The organism is Flavobacteriales bacterium, assembly GCA_016713875.1.
GTDB lineage: Bacteria > Bacteroidota > Bacteroidia > Flavobacteriales_F > PHOS-HE28 > PHOS-HE28.
This window is the reverse complement of record JADJOI010000003.1, coordinates 3,648,688-3,674,187: the sequence shown is the minus strand read 5'-3', so window position 1 is coordinate 3,674,187 and position 25,500 is coordinate 3,648,688. Positions and strand designations below refer to the sequence as shown.

Below are 25,500 nucleotides of genomic sequence, written 5' to 3'. Positions count from 1 at the left end.
GCCAAACCATCGGCCCCGCCGTTCCTTTGCGCCGTGCGTTCTCTGGCCCTTCCCGCCCTGCTGCTCGGCGTGGTCGCGCACGCCCAGACAGCCCACCTCATCCGCGGGCTCGACCACTACTTCCAGCCGGACACACTGGTGATGGTCGTGGGCGACAGCGTGCGTTTCCAGACGCAGCAGATGCACAACATGCTGCAAGTGAGCGAGGCCAATTGGCTGCTCAATTTCGCCATCCCCAACGGCGGCTTCCAGACCGCGCTCGGCCAGGACAGCACCTTCGCCATCGATACGGCCGGCACCTACCACTTCGTGTGTGAACCGCACGGCTTCATGGGCATGAAGGGCGTGCTGCTGGTGGCGCCCAACGCGCCGATGGGGTCCCCGGAGGTGGGGAGCGATGCCCTTCACGCCTACCCGAACCCTGCCACCGACCGGTTGATCGTGCCCTTGCGTGCGGTGCCGGCCACCGTCCGGATCATCGCTCCCACCGGTGCCGTGGTCGCCATCGAGCACGTGCTGCGTGACCGCACCATCAGCTTGCCGACCGGACATCTTCCTCCGGGCGGCTACCTGCTGACCGTCGAGGACGCGCGCGGTGTGCTCCGGAGCCGGGTGTCGGTCGTGGACTAGGGCAATTGCTGCGTTCGTGTCGTCGTCGGCACCGTGCCCCCGATCGTCTGCAGGATCACATCACGATCATTCGCAGCACCGGTGTATTTGATGTTGCCATCAAGGTTCACATCGCGGCGATCATACACGTTGTTCACAGTGCTGGTGGGCGTGGTTCCCCCGATGGCGTTCAGCACGGCATCGCGGTCGTTGGCTCCGCCCGTGTACTTCACCACCCCGTCGCCAGTGGCCTCGCCGGGCCATAGGCACTGCACCGTACCGACCGTCTTCCGTGGCTCAACGCCATGTACGGAGAGGAGCGCGGAGCGGAAGTTGATAAGGACCGTGCTCAAGAAGGACGAACCGCTCAACCAAATGGCACCAGCGGTCATGACACCGAGGTGGTTCCGATGGCGCACGGCCACATGGTACTTCCCGGCAGGCACCGGTGCCCTCACCGTGATCGATGCACCGGACACATCCACGATATCGCCGTCCCGTTGGATCAGGACGGGCTCGGAGTAGACCACCGTCCCCGGCGAAGCTTCTGCGCGCAGTTCCACCACCATCCAGTCCACGATGGCGTCGTTCCCCGTGGTGGTCAAAACGCTCGCGGGGATCGTGAGGTTGGAGGGCTGGCCGGCGTAGACGTGACCGAGCGCGGTATAGGGTTCTGTCAGCGGGATCAGGTTGGCGGTGCGCAAGGCATCGGTCATCAGCGTGCCGCTCGGCAGCGCCCCGGCCAGGGCGGCGCGCATCTGGAACCGCACCCCACAATCCGTCGGGGCCACCGGGACCGATATGCCTCCTGCATCGTTGCAATAGAACAGAGGACCGGCTGAACAGCCGGTCGGCGACCCCGATGGCCAGATCCGCACCATGTAGCTGGAGCCCAAGGGCAGTGAGGTGTTGAAGCGCCAGATCCCGGGCATCACCTGGGTCCAGCCGGCCGCGACCGTCCCACTTTGGTCGAACCCCTGAAGGCCGGTGACCTGATACTCACCGAAACCACAGGGAGATTGTTGACCGGGGGATCCGGCTACGCTGAACAGGCCGTTCCAATAGAGGTCCGCTGCACTGCCGCCACACGCGAACTCGAACCACACCTCAGGCATCGCGGCCACGTGGATGATGTAGAACGCACTGGAGTTGGCCACGCAGCCTTGCGCATCCGTCACCTGCAGCGCAACAGGCGGCTCAAGAATGGAAGGCCACGTGGGCAGGGAGGTGGTGAACAGCCCGTTCTGAGGGCTCTGAGCGGTCCAGACAGGGCCGTTCCACCCGGTGAACACGAGCTGGTAGGGCGGCGTCCCTCCCGACAGGACCACACTTGCCAAGGGGGCGTGCTGTGCGCAGTTCGCCGAGAGGGAGTACGACGATATCTGGCATTGCGCCGCCAGGAGACCGGGCAGTCCGCAGAGTGCGAGCAGGATGAACGATCGTGTCATGGCAATTGCTGCGTTCGTGTCGCCGTCGGCACCGTGCCTCCGATCGTCTGCAGGATCACATCCCGGTCGTTGGCGCTGCCCGTGTACTTGATGCTGCCATCGAGGTTCACATCGCGCCGGTCGTACACGTTGTTCACCGTGTTGGTGGGCGTGCCTCCGCCCACGGCGCTCAGCACGGCATCGCGGTCGTTCGCCGAACCAGCGTACTTCACCCGGCCATCGCCGGTGGCATCGCCGGGCCAGAGAAGCATCTTCGCTCCAACCTGCTTCCGTCCGTTCATTCCAAAGACAGGCGTTGCCGGGTCCGTGAAGTCGATGCTTGCTGTTGAAGTGGACAGTGTGGCCGCATTGGCGGTCATTGTGCCGAGATGGTCGCGATGGCGCACCGCTACAAGATAGCTCCCGGGCGGGGCGAGCAAGGCGATCGGCGATGCACCGTCCACGTCCACCACATCCCCGTCGCGCTGAACGAGCGCGGCGCGTGTGGCGAGAACGACCGTGGGCGTGATCGTGCTCCGAAGTTCCACAAGCACCCAATCCACCACGGCGTTGTTGCCTGTGGCTGACGCAACAGCGGGTTGGATGGCCTCACCACCTCCATCGCTGGCCTGCACGAAGCCGAGGGCTGTATATGGCTCATTGGCCGGTAGCAGGGCTGTAGCACGGAGGTCGTCGCGCATCAACAAGGTGTTCCCGTCGTAGGGCCCATCGAGCAGCACCTTCATCGAGAGCCGCAACCCGTTGTTCACCACTGCGATGTTGTCCAAGAAGAGGTCGTTGCCGAAGTGGGTTTCGCCCACGAAGCGGATCCGCACCAGTTGGCCGTCGTACGCACTGATGTCGATGTCGTGCAGCAACCATTGGTTACAGGCAGTTGGCACATAGGTGCTGGTCATTTGTGGCGCAGTGCCCAGCGCTGCGCCATAGGCGGACCAAAGCGTGCTCCAATTCTGCCCACAATCCGTGCTGATCTGCACGAGCAAGCCGTCATCCAGACCGGATCCATAGGGCGCATACGCGTGATGGAACTGCAGCCGCGTGCCCGCGCTTCCCGCAAGGTTGATCAACGGTGAGACCAAACGGTCCACTTGACCAGGCGCATAGTAGGTCCTGAAGTTCATTCGGAACGCGCGGGTGGCTGCGCAATTCGCTCCCATCGCAAGCGTCACATTGCTCCAGGTGTAGAGCCCATCCGGATTCTCCACCACCCAACCTGTAGGCGGCAGCAGCGCATCTTCGGCGTTCGCGTTCACCGGTGGGCTCGCGTTCGCCTGCCAGTTGATGGTGAAGGTCAGTGTGTCGTCCGCATGGTACTGATCAGCGGCAAGGCTCGTCCAGGTCTTGATCGTGTGGACGCCGTAGCTGCCCAGTGTGAGCGTTCCAGGGAAAGAGACCGGTGCCGATGCGCCGGGCACGAGCGTGCCGCTGAACAATTGCGTCACAGGTACGCCCCCATCCAGGCGATAGCTCACGTTGAAATTACCCTGCGTTTGAAGCCCGTTGTTGCGCACGTCCACGGTGAGCGGAAGCCCGTTCTGGCAATCGGTGAATACACCGGCCATCGGGGTATGGGGAGAACGCACGCCCACGTTGGAGCTCGAGGGCATATCGAACGCCTCCACCTGATCGAAACGCCAGTATGGGTTGCCCTGGTTGGCACTGAATCCCAAGCCACGTGCGGCGAAGACCGTCCAGATGAGGTTCTGATGCGCGCCGTTGTACCGGATCTGGTCAGCCATGAGGATGCCATCCCGCGCGTCCACGAAACCGGGGCTTGCCGGCGTGTACTTCATGCCATCGATCACCAACTGTAGCGAGATGTTGTTGCCAGCATTGCCGTTGTAAAGGTCGGCGCTGAAACCGTACTGTGCGATCAACGCCCAGGTCATGTCCCACAGCACACTGCACCACATGGTACCGATGCCATGCGCTCCGGGTAGTGTCGCGCTGCTGTTGGTAGCCGCGTAGGTGAGGCTGTTCACCGCCGGGTTCGTGCTGTACTTGTAAGGTCGCACCCCTGCCCCGGTGATCGGCTGACCGAGCAGGTAGGTATCAAGACCGCGCGCATCCGTTCCTTGATCCCCTGGTTCCATCGTCATCATCAAGGCCAGGTAATCGCTCCAGCCTTCGCCGGGCTGATCCTGGTTGGCCAGGGTGTTCGCGTTCGAAGGGCCACCCACCAGACGGTTGCTGATGCCATGCCCGTATTCGTGGGTCACCAGGCCATTGTCCAGATCGCCATCGCGCTGGGGTGTGGTCACATTCCAGAGATAGATCTGCGCACGGCCGCTCATCCCATCGGGCGGTGTCCCGAAAGATCCGTTGTTCATTGTCAGACCGTCCTGTGCATCGGCGAAAACGAAGTCGTTCTCCGCTCCTCCACGACCGTAATTGTTGCTCTGGAAATTGCCGGCCACCTCGTCGAAGCCGTAGCGGTAGAACACATCGTGCATGATGTTGCATTGCACGAACAGATTCGTGATCGCGGCATCGCGATAGGTCACGGGCGCATTGGCCAGGTTCAATGTGTAGTCGAAGTCCAGCGTGGGACTTGTCGGGCTGTAGCCTGGGACATCGTCCGCGTTCGCATCCTCACTGGCATACACATTATTGCCACGCGTAATGGTGTGATCGGCACCTGCGACCCCGTTGGTGTCATGCCAGCCGAACGGAGATGCAATGGGCGCCAGCGACCAAGGCGCATTGATGATCGAACGCGCGCCGTGGCTCGGGCTCTCCACGGGCAAGGACAAGATGCGGTAGTCGTTCGGGGCGGCTGGCAGGGCCACCACGGGCATGGAGGCAGCCGGCTCATGCCCATGCTCCACAGGGCCGCATCCGGTCACCATCCAATCGTTGCGTTCCAACTCCTTCCCCGTTCGGGCGTCGATGCGCACGTTCCACCAATGCGCGCCGCCGGCCTGGTAGTAGTTCACGTTCCATGCGAGCCAGAGCGCATCACCCGCGGCGATCCAAACCAGTTCAGCGAAGGGTTCTTCTCCGGCGAACGCGGTGCCATCGAAGGTCCACCGATGCCGCTGAGCGTCATGGCCGGTGATGGCGGGCATCATTGCGCCGACCCCATCCTGTTCAAGCACGATCCGCAATGCTGCGGCAGCATGGATGGCCGGCTGCGACGGACCGGCTTCGGCCTCCAGACCTTCGATCGTGCGATGCGTGATGTACACGACCTCGCCATCGCACCGCTGGTGCATGGCCACCTCGCTATTGAAAATATCGATGCCAAGCCATTGCTGCTTCATCCACGTATGTCGTATGTAGGTTCCAGCATCCACATAGCTGTCCGTGACGCGGAGATGCTCCAGGTCTGCCGGTGCAAGTCCTTCACGTACCAGCTGCGCTCTGGCAGCGGTCAATGCTCCCGGGGCTTTTTGCTGCGCTGCTGCGAAGAGAGCCGCGCATGCAGAAAGCCCCACAGCGAAGGCGCACCTGAAGAGCAGGATGGTCATGGTGCAAAGACGACAGAAGAGGAGGAGGTTGCTCCGAAATGGGTCTTCAGCCGACTAGGGCAGCTGTTGGGTCCGTGTCGCCGTCGGCACCGTGCCTCCGATCGTCTGCAGGATCACATCCCGGTCGTTGGCGCTGCCCGTGTACTTGATGCTGCCATCGAGGTTCACATCGCGCCGGTCGTACACGCTGTTCACGGTATTGGTGAGCGTGGTGCCGCCGATGGCCTGCAGGATGGCATCGCGGTCGTTGCCACCTCCGGTGTACTTCACCACCCCATCGCCCGTGGCCTCGCCGGGCCAGAGGCCCATCAGGCTGCCGGTCACACCGGGCACCGTCATCTGCCGGCGGGCATTGGTCCCATAGGTGCCCGTAGCGGGCAGCATGAGTTTGGGACCGCGGCAGGGGTCGTTGTTGAGGGAGAAGCCCGCTGAGGTCATCACACCGAGGTGATTGCGGTGGCGGACCGCGACCTTGTAGAGCCCCGCGGCCACCGGGAAGCTCACATACGGATCCCCGTCCAGGTCCACCACATCGCCATCGCGCTGCAGCAAGGCTGGCCGCGAGGCCACGATCGTCGTCGGGGTCGTGTTGTTGCGCAGTTCCACCACCACCCAGTCCACGATGGCATCGTTGCCGGTGACGGCCAGCACCCCGGCCGTGGTGGTGGTCCCGGGGGCCGTGCCCACATACGTGTATCCCAATGCGCTATAGGGCTCCGACAGCGGAAGCAGGCCGGCCGTGCGCAATCCGTCGCTCATCAGCCCGCCGCTGCCCAGCACGGAGGCCAGCGCCACTCGCACGCTCACATTGGTCTGGCAATCATTCGCCTTGGGTACACAGAACGCGTACACGGGCTGGTCCGGACAGTACTGCACGGTCTGCCCGCTGCCGGTGGTGAGGCCCAGCTCCAGGTCGTACTGCCCGTACGTGAGCCCGCCGAAGACCAGCCGGGCCGGGCTGCTCTGCAGCACCGAGGTCAAGCTACCGGTGGCGAGCACACTGCCGTTCTTCCGCAGGGTGTAGGTGTAGCCCGTGAGCGGTTCACCGAAGAGGTCGGCCTCCTGAAGCGTATTGTCCGTGAAGCTGGCGGTGAAGATGCCCGCAGCACAGTTGGTGGCGGCCAGGGTGAGCGTGAACAGGTTCCCTGTGGAACCGATCGCCGTGAAGCTGCCCAGGTTCTGCATGGGGCTGCTGTCGAAGCAGCCTCCAGCGTCCGTCACCGTCGCGGTGGCACCCACCAGGGAGGTGAAGTTTCCCATCGTTTCGTCCAGGAACAGCGGGGACGCTCCAATGCCATGGACCTGGATCGACACATCGGTGCCGGAGATGATGACCGAATAGGGTGGCGTACCACCCGTCCAATGCACCGCCCCGACCACTTTGGCGACACCGCCGACCTCGCAGAGCGGCGTCAGGTGGGCCCACGTGATCGAACACTGCGAGGCGGCGGCGGTGCTCATGATCAGCCCTGCGATGACCAAGAGCGTGCGGTGTCGGTGCATGATACGATCGGTCTTCCGTCGGGACCTTCCGGACACCCCCATGCTAGATGCAACGCCGGGGCCGGGTTGCCCGTGGGCCTGTTCCGGCATCATCGTTGCGGGTGCGCGCGGCAGGTCGCCCCAGAGTCCGCAATTTCGCCCTCCGTTCCCATCCCCACACCTCCGCCGGGCTTCGGCGCACCACGCATGGCCAAGATCCTCATCATCGACGACGAGAAGGCGATCCGCGCCGCGCTGAAGGACATCCTGGAGCACGAGAAGCACACCGTGGAGGAGGCCGAGGACGGGACCGCGGGCCTCGACAAGGTGAAGAAGGGCCGTTTCGACCTGGTGCTCTGCGACATCAAGATGCCCAAGATGGACGGCCTGGAGCTGCTGGAGAAGCTGCAGGCCCACGACCCCGACCTGCCCGTGGTGATGATCAGCGGCCACGGCACCATCGACACCGCGGTGGACGCCCTGAAGAAGGGCGCCTTCGACTTCATCCAGAAACCGCCCGACATCAACCGCATCCTGGTGAGCGTGCGCAACGCCCTGGACCGCAACAGCCTGGTGCAGGAGACCAAGGTGCTGCGCACCAAGGTGGGCAAGGCCCGGGGCAATGGGGTGCAGATGGTGGGCGAGAGCAGGGCCCTGCAGAGCATCCGGGAGATGATCGACAAGGTGGCCCCCAGCGATGCGCGCGTGCTGATCACCGGTGGCAACGGGGCCGGCAAGGAGGGCGTGGCCCGGATGATCCATCAGAAAAGCGGCCGAGCGGAAGGCCCCTACATCGAGGTGAACTGCGCGGCCATCCCCGGCGAGCTGATCGAGAGCGAGCTCTTCGGCCACATGAAGGGCAGTTTCACCAGCGCCATCAAGGACCGCAAGGGCAAGTTCGAGCTGGCGCATGGCGGCACGCTCTTCCTGGACGAGATCGGCGACATGGCGCTGGCCGCCCAGGCCAAGGTGCTCCGCGCCCTGCAGGAAGGCCGCATCACCCCGGTGGGCGGCGACAAGGACGTGCAGGTGGACGTGCGCGTGATCGCCGCCACCAACAAGGACCTGAAGAAGGAGATCGCCGAAGGCCGCTTCCGCGAGGACCTCTTCCACCGCCTCAGCGTGATCCCCATCCATGTGCCCAGCCTGGGCGAACGCCTGGAGGACATCCCTCTGCTCGCCGACCACTTCATCCAGCAGGTCTGCACCGAACAGGGCATCGCCCCCAAGAAGATCGCCGATAAGGCCGTCAAGGAGCTGCAGAAGCTGCCCTGGACCGGCAACGTGCGCGAGCTGCGCAACGTGATCGAGCGCCTGGTGATCCTCTCCGGCAAGGAGATCTCCGAGGCCGACGTGAAGGCCTACGCCACGCCCCGCGTCTGAGCCTGCCGCTCAGGGGCCCTTCTGGCATGTGTGTTCCGTCGTCAGGCGGCCGTACCGCCGAATGGGGGGATCAGCCACAACTTCCCGTGTTTCTTATCGTGATGCTCAGTGCCTTAGCGTATCAGCAGGTGGTCCGGACGTGGTCCGACGCTCGACCGACCTCCGGTGACCGGTGGCCTGCCCGCTCAAGCCGTTCCTCACCGCCGAACCGGGCCGCGCACGGATCGCCCTCCTGGCGTCGTTCTTCCGCAACAGCCCCAGCGGAATGCACTGCCGAACGTTGATACTCCGCCTTTCGTCGAATGCCTGCCCCCGGCCCTCACGGGCTATCGTTGCACAGGCAACCTCCTACGGCATCCTCCGTCTTTCGTATGGACCTGCCTTGGGAAGAAGGCGCTACACTTAATCACCTGATCGCCATGGAACCGATCATCAATGCCATCATGAGCGTGCACGATGCGCTCTACGCCAGCATGGGCGACACCATGTACTACGTCCTCATCTTCTTCGGCACCATCGCCTTGGTGGCCCAGTGGAAGCTGTACGAGAAGGCGGGCCAGCCGGGCTACGCCGCGCTGGTGCCCATCTGGAACTTCATCGTCTTCCTGAAGATCGTGGGCCGGCCGGCCAGCCACCTGTGGTTGTTCTTCATTCCCATTTACGGGCAGGTTTACCTCTTGCCCAAGGTGTGGATCGAGGTGGCGGAGAGCTTTGGCAAGACCTCCTTCCTGGACCATGCGCTGGTGATCCTGCTCAACGGCCTGTACATCCTGAACCTGGGCCTGAGCTACGAGACCCGCTACATGGGCCCGGTCTACGGACGACCCGCCCCCGCCCCCAGCCGCCCTCTCGGGCCACGGCCTAGCCTCGCCTAAGGCGGGTCGCAAGGCGTGGGACAGGCCCGGCGGCCTTGCGAAGGACGTGGCGGCATGACCGCCTGACCGCGATCATCGAACGGTGATCCAGATCGTTCCTGCCCTCACCCCAGCAGCTCCGCCGCCTTCCTCAGTGCGTCGGCCATGCCGCCAGGCTCCTTGCCGCCGGCCGTGGCGAAGTCGGGCTGGCCGCCGCCGCCGCCCTTGATCAACGGGCCGATCAGCTTGATGATGTCCACCGCCTTCAGGCCCGTGGCCTCCAGCACCTGCTTGCCCAGCGATACCGCGAGCAGCGGCTTGCCGTCGATGACCGATCCAGCCACGAAGGCGAGGTCGGCGTGCTGTTCGCGCAGCGCAAAGCCGAGGTCCTTCAGGCCCTGGGCATCGAGGTCCAGCTGTTCCACGAGCACCTTCACGCCCTTGCTGTTGGCTTTGGCCTTGGCGGGGATCGCCGTGGCATAGCGCTTCACCTTCTCGCGGGCGGCCTTCTCCAGCTCCTTGCTGAGTACGGCATTCTGCTCGGCGAGCTTCTGCACGGCGGCCACCACATCGGCGGGGTTCTTCAGCAGGGCCTCGATGGCCTCCAGCTTCGCGAGCTTCTCGTTGATCATGCGCTCGGCCTCCACGCTGGTGATGGCCTCGATGCGGCGGATGCCCGCGGCCAGCGCGCTCTCGCTCACGATCCGGAAGGGACCGATGACGCCGGTGCGCGGCACATGCGTTCCCCCGCAGAGCTCGACGCTGGGACCGAACTTCACCACGCGCACGTTGTCGCCGTACTTCTCGCCGAAGAGCGCCATGGCGCCCATGGCCTTCGCCTCGGCGATGGGCACGTTGCGCTGGTCCTCGAACACGATGTCGTCGGTGATCATGGCATTCACCTCGCGCTCGATGGTGGCCAGCTCCTCGGGCGTCACCTTGGCGAAGTGGCTGATGTCGAAGCGCAGACGGTCGGGCGCCACCAGGGAGCCCTTCTGCTCCACGTGCGTGCCCAGGTGCTTGCGCAGGGCGTGGTGCAGCAGGTGCGTGGCGGTGTGGTTGCGCGCGGTGAGGCCGCGGCGCTGCGTGTTCACCTGCGCGGTGAGCGGCTGGGTCACATCCTTCGGGAGCTCCTTCGTGAAGTGCACGATGAGCTGGTTCTCGCGCTTGGTGTCGACCACCTCCACCTGGTCCGCGCCCTGGATGAGCCAGCCCTGGTCGCCCACCTGACCGCCGCCTTCCGCATAGAAGGGCGTGCGGTCGAGCACGAGCTGGAACTGGTCGCCGCCCTTGCCGCTCACCTTGCGGTAGCGCAGGATGCGGGCCTCGGTGCCCAGCGCATCGTAGCCGATGAAGACGGTCTCGCCCTTGCCCAGCTCCACCCAATCACCCGTGGTGACGGCCGTGGCGGCGCGGGAGCGTTCCTTCTGCTTCTGCAGCTCGGCCTCGAAGCCGTTCATGTCCACATCCATCTTCTGTTCGCGCGCCATGAGCTGCGTGAGGTCGATGGGGAAGCCGTAGGTGTCGAAGAGCTCGAAGGCCCGGTCGCCGGCGAGCGTGCCCTTGGACTCGGCAAGGGCTTGTTCAAGTCGCTTCGTGCCCTGCTCCAAGGTGCGCAGGAAGGCCTTCTCCTCCTCTTGCATGACGCTCTCCACGACCTGCTGCTGTTTGCGCAGCTCGGGGAACTGGTCGCCCATCTGGTCGGCGAGGGTCTTCACCAGTTCGTGCATGAAGGGCTCGTTGAAGCCGAGGAAGCTGTAGCCGTAGCGCACGGCCCGGCGCAGGATGCGGCGGATCACGTAGCCCGCGCCGGTGTTGCTGGGCAGCTGCCCGTCAGCGATGGCGAAACTGATGGCGCGCAGGTGGTCGGCGATCACGCGCATGGCGATGTCGGCCTTCTCGTCCTTGCCGTAGGTCCTGCCGCTCCGCTTCGCGATGGCTTGGATCAGCGGCTGGAACACATCGGTGTCGTAGTTGCTGCGCTTACCCTGCAGCACCATGCACAGGCGCTCGAAGCCCATGCCGGTGTCCACATGCTGCGCGGGCAGCTCCACGAGCGAGCCGTCGGCCTTGCGCTCGAACTGCATGAACACGTTGTTCCAGATCTCGATCACCTGCGGGTGGTCGTTGTTCACCAGGTCGCGGCCGGGCTTCCGGGCCTTCTCCTCGGCGGTGCGCACATCCACATGGATCTCGGTGCACGGCCCGCAGGGACCGGTGTCGCCCATCTCCCAGAAGTTGTCCTTGCGGCTGAAGGGCAGGATGCGGTCCTCGGCCATGAACTGCTTCCACAGATCGCGCGTCTCCAGGTCGGCGGGCAGCTTGTCCTTTTCGTCACCACCGAAGTAGGTGACGTAGATGTTGTTCTTGTCGATGCCGTAGACCTCGGTGAGCAGCTCCCAGGCCCACTCGATGGCCTCCTTCTTGAAGTAGTCGCCGAAGCTCCAGTTGCCGAGCATCTCGAACATCGTGTGGTGGTACGTGTCGATGCCCACCTCCTCGAGGTCGTTGTGCTTGCCGGAGACGCGCAGGCACTTCTGCGTGTCGGCGATGCGCTTGTGCTGGGCGGGGCGGTTGCCCAGGAAGAGGTCCTTGAACTGGTTCATGCCCGCGTTGGTGAACATGAGCGTGGGGTCGTCCTTCACGACCATGGGTGCGCTGGGCACGATGGCGTGGCCGTGCCGGGCGAAATGGTCGAGGAACTTCTGGCGGATCTGCTGGCTGGTGAGCATGGCGGGGCGAAAGCGGCCGCAAAGGTCGCACTTGGGTCGGACAGGTCAGGTCCGCGTCCACGTCATCCTGTGTATTTTCACGCCCCCCATGCCCGAGCACAAATACCGGTTCAACCCGCAGACGCTCAACTTCGAGCGCATCCGGCTGACGGCCTGGCAGAAGGTGCGGCGGGTGACTCTGGCGCTCACTCCCGGCCTGCTGGTGGGCATGCTGGGCATCTTCCTGGTGTACCAGTTCGTGGACAGCCCCAAGGAGGCCCTGCTGAAGCGGGAGAACCAGCAGCTGCTGACCCAGTACGAGCTGCTGAACCGCCAGCTGAGCGAGGTGGAGGACGTGCTGCGCGACGTGCGGCGGCGCGACGACAACATCTACCGGGTGATCTTCGAGGCCGACCCCCTGCCGGAGAGCATGCGGCGGGCCGGCAGCGGCGGGGTGAACCGCTACCGCGACCTGGCGGGCTTCGCGGGCAGCGAGGTGGTGTTGGGCACCCGCAAGCGGCTGGACGCCCTCACCCGCCAGCTGATCGTGCAGAGCGAGAGCCTGGATGACGTGGCCGCCCTCGCCCTCCGCAAGAAGGAACTGCTGGCCAGCATCCCCGCCGTGCAGCCCATCAGCAACCGCGACCTCACCATGATCAGCAGCGGCTTCGGCGAACGGCTGCACCCCATCCACAAGATCGCCAAGTTCCACGCGGGCATGGACTTCACCGCACCGGTGGGCACCGAGATCTATGCCACTGGCGATGGCCGGGTGGAGTTCGCCGACTACGCCACCAACGGCTACGGCATCCACGTGGTGATCGACCACGGCTTCGACTACAAGACGCTGTACGGGCACCTGAGCACCCTGAAGGTGCGGCCCGGCCAGCTGGTGAAGCGCGGCGACCCCATCGGCCTCGTGGGCAACACCGGCCTGAGCGCAGGCCCCCACCTGCATTACGAGGTGCACAAGGGCGGCGCACCGGTGGACCCCGCCAACTACTTCTTCAACGACCTGACGCCGGAGGAATACGCCCGCGTGCTCGAGATCTCGCGCAACGCAGGACAGTCGTTGGATTGATGACCATGCCAACACAGATGACTTCCTTCCGCATTCTTTCTCTCATATGCGCTGCCCTCGGTGGTCAGCTGACCCACGGCCAGTGGTCCGTGGTGGATACCAGCGGTTCGGTCGTGATCAATGCGATATGCCACTATCCCACCAGTGGTGCGTTCGCCTTGAGCAGTGATTTCTACAAAAGCCTCGATCAGGGTGACACCTGGACTTATTGGACCCCGACCCAGGGGGGCTTTCCAATGATCGCGGTATGGAAGGATGGCTACTTCACGTCATCAACTCACGGGTTGGTGGCTGGAGCGTTCGACCTGGACAACCAGTACGCGGTCATCGGGACACCCAATGGTGGGGTCGCCTGGACCACACGCTACGCCAGCTATGCAGGGGCATGGCCTCGCCGGCTGAATGCCATGGTATTCCCCTCTTTATCTGTCGGTTACGCTGTAGGAACCAATGGTCGGGTGATCCGGACGTTGGACGGAGGCGCCAATTGGAACAGCATCCCCTCCGGAACCAACACTGAACTGACCTCCGCTTTCTTTTGGAGCGATGACGCCGGTATCATCGCAGGAAATGGCGTTCTCTTGCGCACGACGAACGGAGGTGCAGCTTGGACACCTGCGCTTGCGGTGGTGGGGGAGCACCACGTGGCGGGTGGCACCGATGGGACGCTGGACACCTGCGGGCCGGGGCCCCTGGCATCGCTCAACGGAACGGTCACCGCTTTACCGGTCATCCTGCAGCAGCCACAATCGCTCACCGTCAATGTGGGTGACCCCTTCACCTTGGAGGTGGTCACCACGGGGACGACGAACGCCTCGCAATGGTTCCACAACGGGCTATCGGTGGGGCCCATCTCCTTCACCTACTCCGTGGCGCAGGCCACGCTTGCCGATACCGGCGAGTATTACTGGCAGCAATGGCTGGGCAGCGCCTGCGGCTATCTCACCTCGGATACCGCCTTCGTCACCGTGAGCGGTTCGGTGGGCATGGAGGAGGGGACGACCATGGGCGAGGCTCTGCAGGTCCGGCCCAACCCAAGCAACGGCACGATCATGGTCGAGCTGCCCGCATTCCCGGATGAGCGCAGGCTCTCAGCCGTTGATGCCCACGGGCGCACGGTGCATCAGGCACGATATCCTGGTGGCCCTGCGCGACTGGTGGAACTGTCCCTTCACCACTTGGAGAGCGGTGCCTACCGCATCCTGCTGCAGGGGAGCGATCGGCTGCGGAGCGCCACGGTGCTCATCTCCCACTGAATGGGGCGGATACATTTGCCCACGACCATGCCTTACAAGGAGCGAACGATCGGGAAGCTGTACTGGACCATCGGGGAGGTGGCCGTGGAACTGGGGGTGAACACCTCGCTGATCCGCTATTGGGAGAAGGAGTTCGGCACGCTGCGGCCCCGCCGCAACGGCAAGGGCGACCGCCTGTACACCCACAAGGACATCGACCAGTTGCGGCGCATCCACCACCTGGTGAAGGAACAGGGCTTCACCCTCAACGGGGCCAAGGAGAAGCTGCGCGCCGCCGACGCCGCACCCGACCGCCTCGCCGAGGTGCGCGAGCGCCTGCTGACCGTGCGCGGCGCCCTTGTGGAACTGCGCGAAGGCATCGCCGAGCCCATGCCCGCGTGAGCGCGGTAAGGCTCAGAGGTACACGCCCGGCGCCAGGTAGTTGCGCACGTAATCCGTGATGCCGTCCTCCAAGGTGGTGAAGGGCTGGGTGAAGCCCGCCTGCACCAGCTTGCCCATGCGCGCCTCCGTGAAGTACTGGTAGCGGTCGCGGATGTCGGCCGGGGTGTCGATGAACGCGATGCGTTCCTCACGGCCCATGGCCCGGAAGGTGGCCCGCGCCAGGTCCAGGAAGGTGCGCGCCCGGCCGCTGCCCAGGTTGTACAGCCCACTGTGCCGGCGGTCCTCCATCAGGAACCGGCACACCGCGCACACGTCCTTCACATACACGAAATCGCGCAGCTGCTCGCCGTCCCGGTACTCGGGCCGGTGGCTGCGGAAGAGCTTCATGCCGCCGGTGGCCGTGATCTGGCCGTGGGCATGGAAGACCACACTGGCCATGCGGCCCTTGTGGTATTCGTTTGGACCGTACACGTTGAAGAACTTCAGCCCGGCCCAGAAGTAGGGCTTGCGTTCCTGGGCCAGCGCCCACCTGTCGAAGTCGTTCTTGCTCTCGCCGTACGGGTTCAGCGGGTGCAGCCGGGCCGGCAGGGTGTCGTCCACGTCGTCGTAGCCCAAGGCGCCGTCGCCATACGTGGCCGCTGAACTGGCGTACACCAGGGGGATCCCGTGCTTCACGCAGGCCTCCCACATGCGCTGGCTGTAGTGCAGGTTCAGCCGGTCGAAGATGGAGCGGTCGAACTCCGTGGTGTCCGTGCGGGCGCCCAGGTGGAAGATGAACTGCACGGAGCGGTGGTTCTCCTCCAACCAGGTGAAGAACCGGTCCCGGTCCACCTTGGCGGTGAGCGCCTTGCCGGCCAGATTGGGCGCCTTGTCCGCGCGGCTGAAGTCGTCCACCGCCACGATGTCCTGCCAGCCCGCACGCAGCAGGTCGCCCACCAGCGCGCTGCCGATGAAGCCCGCCGCCCCCGTCACCACGATCATGGCGGCAAAGTAACGCACGCACGCCCCGGCCGCCGCTCGTTACCTTCGCCGGGCACCGAACATTCGGGCGCCCTCCGGCATTCCTCGCGCATGCCCCTCGTGCACATCACCCGCCGCGAACGCTTCAGCGCCAGCCACCGCCTGGCCCGGCCCGATTGGAGCCTGGAGAAGAACCTGCAGGTCTTCGGCAAATGCGCCAACCCCAACGGCCACGGCCACAACTACGACCTGTGGGTGACCGTGAAGGGCGAGCCCGACCCGGAGACCAGCTTCGTGATCGACCTCAGCCTGCTGGGCCGCATCATCAAGGACCGCGTGATCCAGTACGTCGACCACCGCAACCTCGATGTGGACGTGCCCTTCATGCAGGGCCGATACAGCAGCACGGAGAACCTGGCCATCGCCATCTGGGAGCAGCTGGAGGCGCCCATCCGGGAGGCCGGCGCCGCGCTGCACTGTGTGAAGCTGCAGGAGACCGAGAACAACCACGTGGAATACCATGGCGCGTAAACCCGCACCCCAGGCCTCCCGCAAGCGCACCGCCGCCCCCGACGGGGAGCACGAGCCCCAGGGCGAAGGCTACGAGCGCATCGACCTCTACGACGCCAAGGGCATCCGCCGCATCAGCGGCCACTATGGCGACATCCTGAAGGCCATCGGCGAGGACCCCCGGCGCGAAGGGCTCAAGAAGACGCCCGAGCGGGTGGCCAAGGCGCTGCAGTACCTCACCCATGGCTACGACCTGGACCCTGCGGCCATCCTGCGCAGCGCGATGTTCACCGAGGCCTACAGCCAGATGGTGCTGGTGAAGGACATCGAGGTGTACAGCATGTGCGAGCACCACATGCTGCCCTTCTTCGGCAAGGCCCACGTGGCCTACATCCCCGACGGGCGCATCACCGGCCTGAGCAAGATCCCCCGCGTGGTCGACGCCTTCGCCCGCCGCCTGCAGGTGCAGGAGCGCCTCACAGACCAGATCCGCGACTGCATGCACGAGACCCTCCGCCCCCTCGGGGTGGCCGTGGTGCTGGAGTGCGCCCACCTGTGCATGCAGATGCGCGGGATCCAGAAACAGAACTCGGTGACCACCACATCGGCCTTCACCGGTATCTTTCTCACCGATCACCGCACCCGCGAGGAGTTCATCAAGCTCACCAGCGCCAACCTCCACTGACCATGGAACAGAACGGCTTCAACCCGCCCCTCATCGGCACCACCGATGTCGCCAGTGTGCGCACCTTCCTGGCCAACGTGTTCAGCTACATGGCCCTCGCCCTGGTGATCAGCGGCGTGATGGCCTGGTGGTTCGGCACCGACCCGGCCCTCTTCCAGTTGCTCTTCGACCCCGCCACCGGACGGCAGACCTTCCTGGGCTGGGTGGTGCTGCTGGCTCCCCTGGGCCTGGTGCTGCTGATGGGCGGCCTGGTGCAGCGCATGAGCGGCATGGCCCTGCTGCTCACCTTCCTGGCCTTCAGCACCATCATGGGCATCAGCCTCAGCTACATCTTCCTCATCTATGCCATGTCGGCCATCGTCAACGTCTTCTTCCTGTCCGCCGCAGTGTTCGGTGTGATGGCCGTGGCCGGCTACACCACCCGCACCGACCTCACCAAGCTCGGCAGCATCCTCATGATCGGCCTCATCGGCATCGTCATCGCGTCCCTCGTGAACTTCTGGTTGGAGAGCAGCACGCTGGACTACGTGGTGAGCATCATCGGCGTGGTGGTGTTCACGGGCCTCACGGCCTACGATGTGCAGAAGCTCAAGCGCATGGGCGAGGTGATGGCCACCGGCACCGAGGCCGCGCAGAAGATGGCCCTGATGGGCGCCCTCAGCCTCTACCTCGATTTCATCAACCTGCTCCTGATGCTGTTGCGCCTGTTCGGCGGCCGCAGGGACTGAACCGCCTCCACCCAACCGCATCCGCATGACCGCCTACGTATTCCCCGGCCAGGGCAGCCAGTTCCCCGGCATGGGCAGGGACCTGTACGACGCCGACAGCAACGCGCGCATCTGGTTCGAGCACGCCAACGACATCCTGGGCTTCAAGCTCACCGACGTGATGTTCAGCGGCACGGAGGCCGACCTGAAGCGCACCAACGTGACGCAACCCGCCATCTTCCTGCACAGCGTGGTGAAGGCCAAGGTGATGGGCGATGCGTTCCGACCGGCCATGGTGGCGGGCCACAGCCTGGGGGAGTTCAGCGCGCTGGTGGCCGCCGGGGCCATGGAGTTCGCGGACGGCATGAAGCTGGTGGCCGCACGCGCCAACGCCATGCAGAAGGCCTGCGAGCTGCAGCCCAGCACCATGGCCGCCATCCTGGGCCTCGAGGATGCGAAGGTGGAGGAGGTGTGCGGCACCATCCCCGGTGTGGTGGTGCCCGCCAACTACAACTGCCCCGGCCAACTGGTGATCAGCGGCAGCATCGATGCGGTGAACGCCGCCTGCGAGGCCCTGAAGGCCGCCGGCGCCAAACGCGCCCTCGTGCTGCAGGTGGGCGGCGCCTTCCACAGCCCGCTCATGGAGCCCGCCCGCGTGGAACTGGAGACCGCCATCGCCTACACGCCCATCGTGAACCCGCGCTGCCCGGTGTACCAGAACGTGGACGCCCGGCCCCACACCGACCCCGCCCGCATCAAGGCCAACCTCATCGCCCAGCTCACCGCGCCCGTCCGCTGGACCCAGACCATGCAGCACATGCTCGCCGACGGCTGCACCAAGGTGGTGGAGGTGGGCCCCGGCAACGTGCTCCAGGGCCTCTTCAAGAAGGTGAACAAGGAGCTGGAGACGGTGGCGGGGTAGGACCTACAGGCCCGCGTTCAGCAGCTTCCCGCTGTTCACCAGCTTGTGCAGGTAGGGCTCCTCGAGGGTGTCGCGCAGGGCGTGCACATGGTCCATGCGGTGGCAATCGCTGCCGATGAGCTCGTACCAGCCGCGGTCGATGAACTTCTCCGCCTGCTTGCGCACCGAGGGCCCGTATCCGCCCATGAGGGCGATGGTGTTGAGCTGGAACAGCACGCCGCGTTCCTTGAGCTGCTCGCAGCGCGAGAGGTCCTGGTTCCAGAAGCCGTAGCGCTCCGGGTGGGCCAGCACCGGCCGGTAGCCCTGTGTCTGCATGGCGAAGACGAGCTGCAGCAGGATCGCAGGCTCGCTGATGAAGGGCAGCTCGAACAGCAGCAGGTCCTGCCCGAAGGTGAGCACCTGCCGCTCCATCACCTTCTGCTCCAGCTCGTGGTCCAGGTAGTACTCGGCGGCCGCCTCCACGGTGATGTCCAGGCCCTGGGCCGCCACCTCCCGCCGCAGCTTGTCCAGACCGCCCAGGATGAGCTCCGGGGTGTTGCGGTAGCCGTCGCTCATCACGTGCGGGGTGGTGATCACCTTGGTGAAGCCGAGCTCCCGCATGGCGTGCAACAGTTCCATCGCCGCCTCCAAGGTGGGCGCACCGTCGTCGATGCCGGGGATGAAGTGGCTGTGCACATCGCACTTCAACGCGGCCAGGTCCACCGGAGCCGGCTGCGGGGCCTTGCGGCCGAAGAGCGAGGAGAACAGGCCCATGAGGGTGTGAGGGTGCTACGGTGCGAGGGTGCTACGGTACGGGCACGTCTCCGTTGGATCTCCGGCGAGGAGAGCAGGCGAAGCCTCACGCAGAGGGGCAGAGGGCGCTGAGCGGATCAACAGGAATGCGGTTCGAGGGTGGTGTGGTGCGAGGGTGGAGCGGCGCGACGGTGCAAGGGTGTCGGTGTCCCTCATCGCCCGGCGTAGTGGTCCGCGTAGTACTGCTGGTAGGCCCCGCTGGTCACGTGGTCCAGCCACTCGGTGTTGGCCAGGTACCAATCCACCGTGCGTTCGAGCCCCACTTCGAAGGTGATGCTCGGCTTCCAGCCCAGTTCGCGCTCGATCTTGCTGGCATCGATGGCGTAGCGCAGGTCATGCCCCGCGCGGTCGGTGACGTAGGTGATCAGCTTCGCGCTCTCCCCTTCCGTACGGCCCAGCTTGCGGTCCATCACGGCGCAGAGCAGGTGTACCAGGTCGATGTTCTTCCACTCGTTGTGGCCCCCGATGTTGTACGTCTCACCGTTCTTCCCGGTGTGGAAGATGGTGTCGATGGCGGAGGCATGGTCCTCCACCCACAACCAGTCGCGAACGTTCTCACCCTTGCCGTACACGGGCAGCGGCTTGTTGTTGCGGATGTTGTTGATCATGAGCGGGATCAGCTTCTCCGGGAAGTGGTGGCTGCCGTAGTTGTTGCTGCAGTTGCTCACCACGAAGGGCAGCTTGTACGTGTTGCCATAAGCGCGCACAAAATGGTCGCTGGAGGCCTTGCTCGCGCTGTACGGGCTCTGCGGGTCGTAGGGCGTCTCCTCGGTGAAGAAACCGCCGCCGTGCAGCGAGCCGTACACCTCATCGGTGCTCACGTGGTAGAAGCGCTTGCCCTCCATTGCTCCTTTCCAGGCCTCTTTCGCTGCATTCAGCAAGGTGACCGTACCGAACACGTTGGTGCGCACGAAGGCGAGCGGGTCGGTGATGCTACGATCCACATGGCTCTCGGCGGCGAGGTGCACCACACCATCGATGCTGAAGTCCTGGAACACCTTGGTCACGGCATCGGCGTCGCAGATGTCGGCCTTCACGAAGGTGTAGTTGGGCGCGTTCTCGATGTCACGCAGGTTCTCCAGGTTGCCCGCGTAAGTGAGCGCATCGAGGTTGACGATGCGGTACTGCGGGTACTTCGTGACAAAGCGGCGCACGACGTGGCTGCCGATGAAGCCGGCGCCGCCGGTGATGAGGATGGTCCGCGGCTCCTTCATTTCAACCACGGATGGACACAGATGATGGATGGGAACGGAGGTCTTGAGCATATCTGTATCCGTCCGCGTCCATCTGTGGTTCAGCTCACAGGCTCCAGTAGTTCACGCTCTTCACCTTCTTGCGGTAGATGCCCTTCAGGTCCACGAGGATGCCTTTCGCCGTCAGCATGTTCTTGAACCAGGCCTCGTCCTTGTTGGCGTACTCGGTGTGGTTCACGGCCACGATGATGGCGTCGTAGGGTCCTTTCATCTCCTTGGCGAGGGAATAGCCGTACTCGTGCACCACCTCCTCGCTGTCGGCGTGGGGGTCGGTGACGTCCACGTGGCAGCTGAAGCTGGTGAGCTCGCGCACCACGTCGATCACCTTGCTGTTGCGGATGTCGGTGACGTTCTCCTTGAAGGTGGCGCCCATCACCAGCACGCGGGCCTCGGCGGGGTTCTTGCCGGAGGCGATGATCTTCTTCACCGTCTGCTTGGCCACGTAGCCGCCCATGCTGTCGTTCACGAATCGGCCGCTGTCGATGATCTGGGCATGGTAGCCGAGCTCCTTCGCCTTGTACACCAGGTAGTAGGGGTCCACCCCGATGCAGTGGCCGCCCACCAGCCCGGGTTGGAACTTGAGGAAGTTCCACTTGGTGCCGGCCGCCTCGAGCACGTCGTAGGTGTTGATGCCCACTCGGTTGAAGATGATCGACAGCTCGTTGATGAGCGCGATGTTCACGTCGCGCTGGGTGTTCTCGATGATCTTGGCGGCTTCGGCCACCTTGATGTTGGCCGCGCGGTGCACGCCGGCCTTCACCACCAGCTCGTACACCTTGGCCACGGTCTCGGCGCTCTCGGCATCGCAGCCGCTGGTCACCTTCACGATGCGCTCCAGCGTGTGCTCCTTGTCGCCGGGGTTGATGCGCTCGGGACTGTAGCCCACCTTGAAGTCGGTGACGGACTTCAGCCCGCTGAGGCTCTCCAGCAGGGGCACGCAGTCCTCCTCGGTGCAGCCGGGGTACACGGTGCTCTCGTACACCACGTGGTCGCCCTTCTTCAGCACCTGCCCCACCGTGCGCGTGGCGCCCAGCAGCGGCCGCAGGTCGGGGATGTTCTGGTCGTCGATCGGCGTGGGCACCGCCACGATGAAGAACTCCACGTCCTTCAGGTCGCTGAGGTCCGCGGTGAAGTGGATGTCACAGCCCTCGAACTCGGACGGCGCGAGCTCGTTGCTCGGGTCCTCGTTGCGGCGCATCATGTCCACGCGCTTCCGGTTGATGTCGAAGCCCACGACCTTCAGCTTCCGCGCGAAGGCCAGCGCGATGGGAAGGCCCACGTAGCCCAGGCCGATCACGGCCAGCTTGGCCTCCTTCCGCACAAGGCGGTCATACAGACTGCTGCTCATCCCTCTTCTCGTAGATGCGTTCGATGATCTCGACCACCTTGAGGCCCTCGAGGGCATTGGTGGTCATGGTGTTGCTTCCCTTGATGGTCTCCACCACGTTGCGGATGATGTAGTGGTGGTTCTGCGCGCTGCCCTTGTAGGCCCCGTAGTCATTGGCCGGGTTGGTGGGCGCGAGCTCGGGCATGGTGTAGTCCTTGATGTGGCACACCTCCACCTGGTCCATGTACTGGCCGCCGATCTTCACGCTGCCCGTGGACCCGATGATGGTCATGCTGCTCTCCAGGTTCCGGTCCCACACGCTGGTGCTGTAGTTCAGGCAGCCCATGCCGCCGTTGAGGAAGCGGAAGTTCACCAGCCCGCTGTCCTCGAACTCGGTGAGCCCGTCGTGGTTGAAGTCGGCGAAGCGGCCCTGGATGTCGGCGATGTCGCCGAAGAGCCAGTACAGGATGTCGATGAAGTGGCTGAACTGGGTGAACAGGGTGCCCCCGTCGAGCTCCGCGGTGCCCTTCCATCCGCCCGGCTTGTAGTAACGCGCATCGCGGTTCCAGTAGCAGTTCACCTGCACCAGATAGATGTCGCCCAAAAGCCCGCGGTCCACCACGCCCTTGATCCACTGGCTCGGCGGGCTGTAGCGGTTCTGCATCACACCGAAGACGTGGCGATGCATCTGCAGGGCCTTGTAGATCACCGCCTCGCAGTCGGCCTTGCTGAGGCCCATGGGCTTCTCGCACACCACGTGCTTGCGGTGCTCCAGGGCCAGCAGGCTGTGCCGCGCATGCAGGCCGTTGGGACCGCACACGTTCACCACATCGATGCCGGGCACGTCGCGCAGCATCACCACCGGGTCGGTGAAAAAGGGCACGTCGTGTCCGTCGAGGCCCAGCTCCGCTCGGGGGCGCACGTCGCAGAGCGCCACCAGCTCCGCCTCGCCGTCGCGCTGGATCATTTCCGCGTGCCGCTTGCCGATGTGGCCGCAGCCGATGACGGCGAAGCGCACCTTGTCGTGGGGACCGCTGCTCATGGGTTCAGTCGATGCGGGATACGCGGCCTTCCTTCAGTTCGTATCGCTGCCCGCTCTCGGGGCAGGTGGCCTCACCCGCCTCATTGAAGCTCAGCTTGTGACCGTACTCGCTCATCCAGCCGGTGCGCCGGGCGGGGTTGCCCACCACCAAGGCGTAGGCGGGCACCTCCTTGGTCACCACCGCGCCGGCGCCGATGAAGGCGAACTCGCCGATGTCGTGCCCGCAGACGATGGTGGCGTTGGCGCCGATGCTGGCCCCCCGTCCCACCCGTGTCCGCAGATACTGATCCCGGCGCGCCACGGCGCTGCGGGGATTGATCACGTTGGTGAACACCATGCTGGGGCCCAGGAACACGTCATCACCGCACTCCACCCCGGTGTAGATGCTCACGTTGTTCTGCACCTTCACGTTGCGGCCCAGGGTCACGCCGGGGCTCACCACCACGTTCTGCCCGATGTTGCAGCCCTCCCCGATCGCGCAGCCCGGCATGATGTGGCTGAAGTGCCAGATGCGGGTGCCGGCCCCGATGGTCGCTCCTTCGTCGATGACGGCGGTGGGATGGGCGGTGTAGGACATGTGCGCATCGTGGACATGTGCCCATGTGCCCATGGACCCACGCCGAAGGGCTGCGAAGGTACCGCTTCCGGGCGACCTGTGAGCCAGCTGGACCCCAGCGGGTTACCTAACCCGACCCAGTGTCCGCGACAACGGGGTCGGAGGGGGCGCCCTCCGGCACGAGACCCAGGTCCTGGAGCGTTCCGATCAGTGGCTGCAACACCCCGGAACGTGGCCGTCCCACCTTCCACCGCACATGCCGCAGCCATTCGCGGGCCAGCTCGTCGTTGAAGCCCGCGTTGCGCATCACCAGCTCCACCGAGCGCGGGTCCTCGCGGAGGGCCAAGGCCTCACGTCGGAGCACCTCCAGCGCGCGTTCAAGCCGTGCCGGATGCGCACGCGCGAACTCCTCCCGCGCCACGATCACAAAACCCGGCCAGTCGCCACGCACCTCGTCCACACGGCGCATGACACCGGCCTCCACGTAGCGTGAAGTGACGTAGGTCTCCCACAGGAAGATCACCGGGCCTCCCTCGGCCATGCGCGCGGCGGCGCCCTCCATGTTGTGCACCACTTCCAGATCCTGCGGTCCCGGACGCCAGCCGAGCCGTTCCGCATACACCATGGCCATGATGTGGCTGCCGCTGCCGAGCCGGCTGATGGCAAAGGGAACGCCCTTCAACCGGGCGGGCTCCCGCAGGTCCGACCGTGCCGGCACATGCACGCCCCACGGCAGCGGGCTCTCCACGAAGGTGCTCACGATGCGGTGCGGGCCGCTGTTCAGTATGTCGCGCACGGCGCCCTCGGTCACCAGCACGGCCATGTCCAGCTCGCCATCGCGCAGCATCCGGCACATGCGACCGGTGCCTTCGGGCACGGTGTGCCACTGCAGGTCAATGCCCGCCTCTGCAAAGCGGCCCCGCTCCATGGCCATGTGCCAGGGCAGGTTGTAGGGTTCGGGCACGCCGGCGACGCGGAGCGGTTCACGCTTCAAGGCTCAAGACTCAGGGTTCAAGCGCAAAGGTGTGGCGCTTCCTGCTTTGAGCTTGGCGATCGACCAACAGATCCTGGGCTCACTTTCGCGCGTACCCCTCGAAGCTGAAGTGCTCCTTCTCATTGAGCTCCTCGGGGGTGAGGCCCTTGAAGTAGTCGTAGGTGATCTTCAACCCCTCGGCGCGGCTCACCTTCGGCTCCCAGCCCAGCAGCTTGCGCGCCAGGCTGATGTCCGGCTGACGCTGCATGGGGTCGTCCTTGGGCAGCGGCTTGTACACCACCTTCTGCGTGGTGCCCGTGAGCTTGATGATCTCGTCGGCGAACTGCTTGATGGTGATCTCGCCGGGGTTGCCCACGTTCACCGGACCGGCGTAGTCGCCCAACAGCAGGCGGTGGATGCCCTCGATGAGGTCGTCCACGTAGCAGAAGCTGCGGGTCTGGGAGCCGTCACCGAACACGGTGAGGTCCTCGCCCCGCAGCGCCTGGCCGATGAAGGCGGGCAGCACCCGGCCGTCGTTGAGGCGCATGCGCGGTCCGTAGGTGTTGAAGATGCGCACGATGCGCGTCTCCAACCCGTGGTAGGTGTGGTAGGCCATGGTGATGGCCTCCTGGAAGCGCTTGGCCTCGTCGTACACGCCGCGCGGGCCGATGGGGTTCACGTGGCCCCAGTAGTCCTCGGTCTGCGGATGCACCTGCGGGTCGCCGTACACCTCGCTGGTGCTGGCCACCAGGATGCGCGCCTTCTTGGCCTTGGCCAGGCCCAGCAGGTTGTGCGTGCCCAGCGAACTCACCTTCAGGGTCTGGATCGGGATCTTCAGGTAGTCGATCGGCGAGGCGGGGCTGGCAAAGTGCAGGATGTACTTCACCTCACCGGGCACATGCACGAACTTGGAGACGTCGTGGTGGTAGAACTCGAACTGCTCCAGCTTGAAGAGGTGCTCGATGTTCTTCAGCCGGCCGGTGATGAGGTTGTCCATGCCCACGACATGGTATCCCTCCTTGATGAAGCGGTCGCACAGGTGCGAGCCCAGGAAGCCGGCGGCTCCGGTGATGAGGACGCGTTCGCGTGGCATGGTGT

The 25,500-nt window shown here is 64.8% G+C and carries 22 protein-coding genes; 10 read left to right on the top strand and 12 right to left on the bottom strand.

Translation table 11 applies throughout. The features are described 5' to 3' along the window. Positions 1-33 precede the first annotated feature (33 nt). Positions 34-630 (top strand): hypothetical protein, encoded by a 597-nt coding sequence (locus IPJ87_17180; protein MBK7943579.1) that lies wholly within the window; start codon positions 34-36, stop codon positions 628-630. On the opposite strand, the gene IPJ87_17175 is transcribed toward IPJ87_17180, so the two are convergent. Genes IPJ87_17175 through IPJ87_17165 form a run of 3 tightly spaced genes read right to left on the bottom strand, consistent with a single transcriptional unit; the run spans position 627 to position 7,030 of the window. Next, the gene (locus tag IPJ87_17175) at positions 627-2,057 is read right to left on the bottom strand and encodes a hypothetical protein (protein ID MBK7943578.1); all 1,431 of its coding nucleotides are present in this window, start codon (positions 2,055-2,057) and stop codon (positions 627-629) included. The genes IPJ87_17180 and IPJ87_17175 overlap by 4 nt on opposite strands. Beyond that, positions 2,054-5,527 (bottom strand): M36 family metallopeptidase, encoded by a 3,474-nt coding sequence (locus IPJ87_17170; protein ID MBK7943577.1) that lies wholly within the window; start codon positions 5,525-5,527, stop codon positions 2,054-2,056. The genes IPJ87_17175 and IPJ87_17170 overlap by 4 nt, the downstream gene beginning before the upstream one ends. Before the next feature lie 54 nt (positions 5,528-5,581). Next, complete coding sequence (locus tag IPJ87_17165) at positions 5,582-7,030, bottom strand: hypothetical protein (protein MBK7943576.1); 1,449 nt, start codon at positions 7,028-7,030, stop codon at positions 5,582-5,584. A 186-nt stretch (positions 7,031-7,216) separates the two neighbouring features. On the opposite strand from IPJ87_17165, the gene IPJ87_17160 reads away from it, so the two are divergent. Both IPJ87_17160 and IPJ87_17155 read left to right on the top strand, forming a co-directional pair. Further along, positions 7,217-8,392, top strand: a complete 1,176-nt coding sequence (locus IPJ87_17160) for a sigma-54-dependent Fis family transcriptional regulator (GenBank protein ID MBK7943575.1) — start codon at positions 7,217-7,219, stop codon at positions 8,390-8,392. 419 nt (positions 8,393-8,811) lie between these two features. Then, entirely contained in the window at positions 8,812-9,267 is a 456-nt protein-coding gene (locus tag IPJ87_17155; GenBank protein MBK7943574.1) for a hypothetical protein, read from the top strand. A gap of 104 nt (positions 9,268-9,371) precedes the next feature. On the opposite strand, the gene alaS is transcribed toward IPJ87_17155, so the two are convergent. Beyond that, positions 9,372-11,978 carry an alanine--tRNA ligase gene (alaS, locus tag IPJ87_17150; GenBank protein MBK7943573.1) on the bottom strand — a complete coding sequence of 869 codons (2,607 nt, stop codon included), beginning with the start codon at positions 11,976-11,978 and terminating at the stop codon, positions 9,372-9,374. A gap of 88 nt (positions 11,979-12,066) precedes the next feature. Between alaS and IPJ87_17145 the strand changes: the two genes are divergently transcribed. From IPJ87_17145 to IPJ87_17135, 3 genes are read left to right on the top strand one after another with little or no spacing between them, the layout of a single operon-like run. Next, complete coding sequence (locus tag IPJ87_17145; GenBank protein ID MBK7943572.1) at positions 12,067-13,038, top strand: M23 family metallopeptidase; 972 nt, start codon at positions 12,067-12,069, stop codon at positions 13,036-13,038. A gap of 17 nt (positions 13,039-13,055) precedes the next feature. After that, the gene (locus IPJ87_17140) at positions 13,056-14,294 is read left to right on the top strand and encodes a hypothetical protein (protein MBK7943571.1); all 1,239 of its coding nucleotides are present in this window, start codon (positions 13,056-13,058) and stop codon (positions 14,292-14,294) included. A gap of 27 nt (positions 14,295-14,321) precedes the next feature. Continuing rightward, on the top strand, positions 14,322-14,675 hold the full coding sequence (locus tag IPJ87_17135) for a MerR family transcriptional regulator (protein MBK7943570.1): 354 nt from the start codon (positions 14,322-14,324) through the stop codon (positions 14,673-14,675). A 12-nt stretch (positions 14,676-14,687) separates the two neighbouring features. Here the strand turns inward: IPJ87_17135 and rfaD are convergent, their stop codons facing one another. Further along, positions 14,688-15,656 (bottom strand): ADP-glyceromanno-heptose 6-epimerase, encoded by a 969-nt coding sequence (rfaD, locus tag IPJ87_17130; GenBank protein MBK7943569.1) that lies wholly within the window; start codon positions 15,654-15,656, stop codon positions 14,688-14,690. 90 nt (positions 15,657-15,746) lie between these two features. On the opposite strand from rfaD, the gene IPJ87_17125 reads away from it, so the two are divergent. The 4 genes from IPJ87_17125 to fabD are packed head-to-tail and all read left to right on the top strand — an operon-like array spanning position 15,747 to position 18,459. Next, on the top strand, positions 15,747-16,166 hold the full coding sequence (locus IPJ87_17125) for a 6-carboxytetrahydropterin synthase (GenBank protein MBK7943568.1): 420 nt from the start codon (positions 15,747-15,749) through the stop codon (positions 16,164-16,166). After that, a complete protein-coding gene (gene folE, locus IPJ87_17120; GenBank protein ID MBK7943567.1) occupies positions 16,156-16,830 on the top strand; it encodes a GTP cyclohydrolase I FolE in 675 nt (224 codons plus the stop codon). Before IPJ87_17125 ends, folE begins: the two co-directional genes overlap by 11 nt. A gap of 2 nt (positions 16,831-16,832) precedes the next feature. After that, on the top strand, positions 16,833-17,558 hold the full coding sequence (locus IPJ87_17115) for a Bax inhibitor-1/YccA family protein (GenBank protein ID MBK7943566.1): 726 nt from the start codon (positions 16,833-16,835) through the stop codon (positions 17,556-17,558). A gap of 25 nt (positions 17,559-17,583) precedes the next feature. Next, positions 17,584-18,459: an ACP S-malonyltransferase gene (fabD, locus tag IPJ87_17110; GenBank protein MBK7943565.1), complete on the top strand. Its 876-nt coding sequence runs from the start codon at positions 17,584-17,586 to the stop codon at positions 18,457-18,459. Between the two features lie 3 nt (positions 18,460-18,462). Here fabD and IPJ87_17105 read toward each other — a convergent pair whose 3' ends face one another. The 7 genes from IPJ87_17105 to IPJ87_17075 form a co-directional block, all read right to left on the bottom strand. Further along, positions 18,463-19,212 carry a capsular biosynthesis protein gene (locus IPJ87_17105; protein ID MBK7943564.1) on the bottom strand — a complete coding sequence of 250 codons (750 nt, stop codon included), beginning with the start codon at positions 19,210-19,212 and terminating at the stop codon, positions 18,463-18,465. A gap of 191 nt (positions 19,213-19,403) precedes the next feature. Beyond that, positions 19,404-20,465 carry a dTDP-glucose 4,6-dehydratase gene (rfbB, locus tag IPJ87_17100; GenBank protein ID MBK7943563.1) on the bottom strand — a complete coding sequence of 354 codons (1,062 nt, stop codon included), beginning with the start codon at positions 20,463-20,465 and terminating at the stop codon, positions 19,404-19,406. A gap of 85 nt (positions 20,466-20,550) precedes the next feature. Beyond that, complete coding sequence (locus IPJ87_17095) at positions 20,551-21,840, bottom strand: nucleotide sugar dehydrogenase (GenBank protein ID MBK7943562.1); 1,290 nt, start codon at positions 21,838-21,840, stop codon at positions 20,551-20,553. After that, on the bottom strand, positions 21,833-22,873 hold the full coding sequence (locus IPJ87_17090; protein MBK7943561.1) for a Gfo/Idh/MocA family oxidoreductase: 1,041 nt from the start codon (positions 22,871-22,873) through the stop codon (positions 21,833-21,835). Before IPJ87_17090 ends, IPJ87_17095 begins: the two co-directional genes overlap by 8 nt. 4 nt (positions 22,874-22,877) lie before the next feature. Further along, positions 22,878-23,450, bottom strand: coding sequence for an N-acetyltransferase (locus IPJ87_17085; protein MBK7943560.1), 573 nt, complete (start codon positions 23,448-23,450; stop codon positions 22,878-22,880). Between the two features lie 106 nt (positions 23,451-23,556). Next, a complete protein-coding gene (locus IPJ87_17080) occupies positions 23,557-24,423 on the bottom strand; it encodes an ABC transporter substrate-binding protein (protein MBK7943559.1) in 867 nt (288 codons plus the stop codon). A gap of 79 nt (positions 24,424-24,502) precedes the next feature. After that, positions 24,503-25,495, bottom strand: a complete 993-nt coding sequence (locus IPJ87_17075; protein MBK7943558.1) for an SDR family oxidoreductase — start codon at positions 25,493-25,495, stop codon at positions 24,503-24,505. Positions 25,496-25,500 lie beyond the last annotated feature (5 nt).

Excerpts from the sequence above, each read along its gene's own strand:
- IPJ87_17135 (MBK7943570.1), top strand. The coding sequence starts at position 14,322 with ATGCCTTACAAGGAGCGAACGATCGGGAAGCTGTACTGGACCATCGGG.
- IPJ87_17140 (MBK7943571.1), top strand. The coding sequence starts at position 13,056 with ATGACTTCCTTCCGCATTCTTTCTCTCATATGCGCTGCCCTCGGTGGT.
- IPJ87_17115 (MBK7943566.1), top strand. The coding sequence starts at position 16,833 with ATGGAACAGAACGGCTTCAACCCGCCCCTCATCGGCACCACCGATGTC.
- IPJ87_17085 (MBK7943560.1), bottom strand. The coding sequence starts at position 23,450 with ATGTCCTACACCGCCCATCCCACCGCCGTCATCGACGAAGGAGCGACC.
- IPJ87_17175 (MBK7943578.1), bottom strand. The coding sequence starts at position 2,057 with ATGACACGATCGTTCATCCTGCTCGCACTCTGCGGACTGCCCGGTCTC.
- rfbB (MBK7943563.1), bottom strand. The coding sequence starts at position 20,465 with ATGAAGGAGCCGCGGACCATCCTCATCACCGGCGGCGCCGGCTTCATC.
- rfaD (MBK7943569.1), bottom strand. The coding sequence starts at position 15,656 with ATGATCGTGGTGACGGGGGCGGCGGGCTTCATCGGCAGCGCGCTGGTG.
- IPJ87_17170 (MBK7943577.1), bottom strand. The coding sequence starts at position 5,527 with ATGACCATCCTGCTCTTCAGGTGCGCCTTCGCTGTGGGGCTTTCTGCA.
- IPJ87_17075 (MBK7943558.1), bottom strand. The coding sequence starts at position 25,495 with ATGCCACGCGAACGCGTCCTCATCACCGGAGCCGCCGGCTTCCTGGGC.
- IPJ87_17145 (MBK7943572.1), top strand. The coding sequence starts at position 12,067 with ATGCCCGAGCACAAATACCGGTTCAACCCGCAGACGCTCAACTTCGAG.
- IPJ87_17105 (MBK7943564.1), bottom strand. The coding sequence starts at position 19,212 with ATGGGCCTGTTCTCCTCGCTCTTCGGCCGCAAGGCCCCGCAGCCGGCT.
- fabD (MBK7943565.1), top strand. The coding sequence starts at position 17,584 with ATGACCGCCTACGTATTCCCCGGCCAGGGCAGCCAGTTCCCCGGCATG.
- IPJ87_17125 (MBK7943568.1), top strand. The coding sequence starts at position 15,747 with ATGCCCCTCGTGCACATCACCCGCCGCGAACGCTTCAGCGCCAGCCAC.
- IPJ87_17155 (MBK7943574.1), top strand. The coding sequence starts at position 8,812 with ATGGAACCGATCATCAATGCCATCATGAGCGTGCACGATGCGCTCTAC.
- IPJ87_17165 (MBK7943576.1), bottom strand. The coding sequence starts at position 7,030 with ATGCACCGACACCGCACGCTCTTGGTCATCGCAGGGCTGATCATGAGC.
- IPJ87_17090 (MBK7943561.1), bottom strand. The coding sequence starts at position 22,873 with ATGAGCAGCGGTCCCCACGACAAGGTGCGCTTCGCCGTCATCGGCTGC.
- IPJ87_17160 (MBK7943575.1), top strand. The coding sequence starts at position 7,217 with ATGGCCAAGATCCTCATCATCGACGACGAGAAGGCGATCCGCGCCGCG.
- folE (MBK7943567.1), top strand. The coding sequence starts at position 16,156 with ATGGCGCGTAAACCCGCACCCCAGGCCTCCCGCAAGCGCACCGCCGCC.
- alaS (MBK7943573.1), bottom strand. The coding sequence starts at position 11,978 with ATGCTCACCAGCCAGCAGATCCGCCAGAAGTTCCTCGACCATTTCGCC.